The organism is Sulfitobacter sp. HI0040 (genome assembly GCF_001634885.1).
Lineage (GTDB): Bacteria > Pseudomonadota > Alphaproteobacteria > Rhodobacterales > Rhodobacteraceae > Sulfitobacter.
On record NZ_LWEX01000152.1, the window covers coordinates 1 to 3,240 of the forward strand.

At 63.2% G+C, this 3,240-nt stretch carries 3 protein-coding genes and 1 pseudogene; 1 reads left to right on the forward strand and 3 read right to left on the reverse strand.

Annotated elements, in window-relative coordinates; genetic code table 11:
- Window positions 1-57: 57 nt before the first annotated feature.
- Window positions 58-567, forward strand: coding sequence for a hypothetical protein (locus A3728_RS10550; protein WP_067923213.1), 510 nt, complete (start codon window positions 58-60; stop codon window positions 565-567).
- Window positions 568-689: 122 nt separating this feature from the next.
- On the opposite strand, the gene A3728_RS10555 is transcribed toward A3728_RS10550, so the two are convergent.
- From A3728_RS10555 to A3728_RS10565, 3 genes and pseudogenes are all read right to left on the reverse strand, one after another.
- Window positions 690-1,268 carry a TadE/TadG family type IV pilus assembly protein gene (locus A3728_RS10555; protein ID WP_067923217.1) on the reverse strand — a complete coding sequence of 193 codons (579 nt, stop codon included), beginning with the start codon at window positions 1,266-1,268 and terminating at the stop codon, window positions 690-692.
- On the reverse strand, window positions 1,268-1,795 hold the full coding sequence (locus A3728_RS10560; RefSeq protein ID WP_236627976.1) for a TadE/TadG family type IV pilus assembly protein: 528 nt from the start codon (window positions 1,793-1,795) through the stop codon (window positions 1,268-1,270). The genes A3728_RS10555 and A3728_RS10560 overlap by 1 nt, the downstream gene beginning before the upstream one ends.
- Before the next feature lie 8 nt (window positions 1,796-1,803).
- Window positions 1,804-3,240, reverse strand: a pseudogene (locus A3728_RS10565) (pilus assembly protein TadG-related protein).

Sequence of the window (3,240 nt, forward strand, 5' to 3'; positions counted from 1 at the left end):
ACGCTTGATCCGCGCCCCGGCAGGGGATAGGGGATGCGCAGTTTGAGGGAGGCACAGATGTCCCAGTTCGATCCCGACGAGGTGCTCGCCACCGCTTCCGCTTCCCCGGGGCGGCGCTTTCTGGGGCTGGGCTCGCTGCTGATGCTGGGTCTCATGGTGATCTACGTGGCCCTCGCGCGCCCGCCCGCCTTTGGCTGGCAGCTCTTTCTGCTCGCGCTGGGTATCGCCGCCATCGCCTCCGCCGAGGCGATGCGCCGCTCCACCGCCAGCCGGGTGGAGCTGACACCCACCGAACTGCGCGACGGCGACGGGACGGTGATCGCCCGCACCGAAGACATCATCGGGCTTGACCGGGGCTTTTTCGCCTTCAAACCCTCCAACGGCTTCCTGCTGAAAACCTCCGCCGCCGCCGGGCCGCGCAGCTGGCGCCCGGGCCTGTGGTGGCGCATGGGCCGCCGCATCGGCATCGGCGGGATGACCCCCGGCAACCAGACCAAGTTCATGTCGGAAGTGATCGCCGCCCTCATGGCCGAACGCCGGGGCGATCTGCCCCCGCTCGGGCGCTGAATACCGCTGCCCGGACCCTTTTCAGCGCGTTGCCCGCGGGGGCGCTGCAGCGGACGCCGCGGTAATATTTGAAAAACCTTTGTTAATCAATGGCTTGGGTTCCCCGCGGGGAACCCCCGGCCTCAGGCACCGCTGCCGGGGTTCCACAGCACCTGCGGGGCATAGCGCGGGCGGGTGAAGACGCGATTGTGGATCTTGCGCTGTTCCAGCCCGGTCTTGAAGGGCGGATCGTATATGTTCCAGGTCTCCACCACGATCACGCGTTCCTTGTCGGGCATCACGGGCAGGACGGAATGCCAGTTGGCGACCATCGCGTCCGTCAGCGGCTGCGGCCCGCCCCGGGTCTGCGACCAGTCAGTGAAGAACTTGTTGCTCGCCGCGTCGAACCACAGCGAACTGACCCGCAACGAGGTGCCGCCCGAAGGCGCCGTCAGATAGGCCAGCAGCGAATGGGTCCCGTTGAGATAGGCGTCGTCAATCGGCACGGTTTCACGAGAGATCGCATCGCCGATGGTATAGGCCGCCTTCTGGTTCACACTGTACTGATGAAACGTGTGAAAGATCGAGAACATGGCGAGGAAGGCCCAGAACATCACCGGCAGGATGATCATCGCCTCGATGGCGATGGTGCCGTCCTCACCCCTTGCAAAGCGGCGCAGGGCACGGGCCGCGCGGGCGGCAATGGGATAACGGTGCTGCATCAGTTCGGCTCCTGCACGAAGGCGGCGATGGAGGTCATGCGCGCCCGGCCCGACCCGTCCTTTTCCAGCTCGTAGCCCAGGCCGCTGCTGGGAAAGACGGGGCGGAATTTTACGCAGGCGCGCAGGATCATCATCTGGTGTTCCAGCCCCACGGTGAACCCGCGCACCGGCTCCACCGGCTTGGAGGTGTCGACACAGTCGGGCGTCGCGTCGAAGGCCGCGAAGTTGCGCGGATCGAGCGTCGCCATTTCCAGCCGCAGGGTCGTCTCGCAATCGTCGAGAAAGCCGGAATAGGTGCAGATCATCCGTTTCAGATCGTCATGCTTGAACGGAACGTTGGTGTTGAGCCGCACGTAGCGCACCGTCATGTCGAGCCCCCGGTCAAGGAACATGTGCCGGACGGAGTAGAGCCCCATTTCCACCGACATCAGGAAGGCGGTGAAGAGCAGCGGCACGAAGATCACGAATTCCAGCAGCAACACGCCGCCTTCCTCGTCCCGGCCGAACCGCCGGAGCCATCGGGGCATGATACGCGTCATAGGGTCAGCCTCAGCTGGTTGATCTGCCGGGCGATGGCGGAAAAGGCGTCCTTGATCTCAACCCCTTCGACGCGGAAGAAATGGCTGGGCGAAGAGGCGCAGCTGCGCATCACGTCGGCGCCCCGGTCATTGACCTCGAACCCGATGGACCAGATCACGATCCGGTTGGCCTTGGCCGCGTTGCAGATCGAGTCGAGCATCGCATCGGCCTGCCACGAGTAGTATTTGTAATAGCGCCACTTCGGATGGTCTTCGGACCGCACGTAGTTCCGCAGATACCAGTTCAGCGGGTACTTGCTCCAATGTTCATGGTGGCGCCTGTCGGTCTGGTAGTAGTTGTTGTTGATCCGCATGGTATGCACGTTCTGGCCGTCGGTCATCAGCACGACGGTTTTCAGCGTATCGCTGTCGCCATAGGCGGCGGGACGGTTGGCGAAGACCGGATCGCTCTGGCCCGCGCTGGCAAGCGTGGAGTTGATCGGGCGGAAGGACGGGTCCAGCATCGCCACGCCCCATTTCATACCGATATGGATGGAGGTGTTGGCACGCGGCTGGAACTGGTCGATCTGGCCTTTGAGCGCGGTGGCATTCTGCGAAAAGGCGGTGATCTTTTCGTAGGATCGCTTGGGGCAGCCGGGGTTGTCGATCGTGTCCTGCCGGTCGTCCCTGCCGTTCCAGTAATAGCCCGCATCGAAGTGCTGCATGTGCTCGTAGCTCTTCGTCGTGCTGATCGTGGTCTCGTCGAAGTCCGCCGTTTCGAAATCCACGCAGTAGGAATAGGCGTGTTTGTCGACGATGTTGAGCTGGTCGAAGATCGGCTGGCCCGCGTTCACCTGCGCCGTATAGGGCACCACGTTGATCGATATGAGATCCTCGTTGCCCTTCTTGATCACCGTGTCGATGAACACCCCGGCGGCGTCGCGCAGGTTGGCCATCTTGCCGTTGCTGCGCATGGAGCCGGAAATGTCGAGCACGAGCGAAATCTCGACCTTGTTGACCTTCTCCTCCGCCGCGGCGATGGCCGGAATGGTGAGCTTCGGCACTCCGAGGTCATCCATGAACTGGGTGTTCATGCTGGTCGTGGCATCCACGGTCACGGTCTTGTAGTTGAGGCCCTGATCGACGGTGACATTGGCCACATATCCGGCCATGCCGCTCTTGGCGAAATAATCATAGACCACATCTTTGGCGTCGCGGGTCTGGTCGAGGTCGGCAGCGGCCAGAACGGCGCGGTCCGATACCGCCTGTATCCGGGTGCGTTCCATTTCGTGGCGCATCAGATCGACGCCGATCCCCCCCACCATGAGCATCATCAGGATCATGAAACAGGCAAAAATCGTTACGGTGCCCTCCTCTGCCGCCGCGAAGCGGCGCAAGCGGGCCNCGCNCCNNTGGGGCGGGGCCGGTGGGGCGGACATTCTGTCTGCGATCAT

Coding starts and splice junctions, on each gene's coding strand:
- A3728_RS10560 (WP_236627976.1), bottom strand. CDS start 1,795: ATGCCCCGATGGCTCCGGCGGTTCGGCCGGGACGAGGAAGGCGGCGTG.
- A3728_RS10550 (WP_067923213.1), top strand. CDS start 58: ATGTCCCAGTTCGATCCCGACGAGGTGCTCGCCACCGCTTCCGCTTCC.
- A3728_RS10555 (WP_067923217.1), bottom strand. CDS start 1,268: ATGCAGCACCGTTATCCCATTGCCGCCCGCGCGGCCCGTGCCCTGCGC.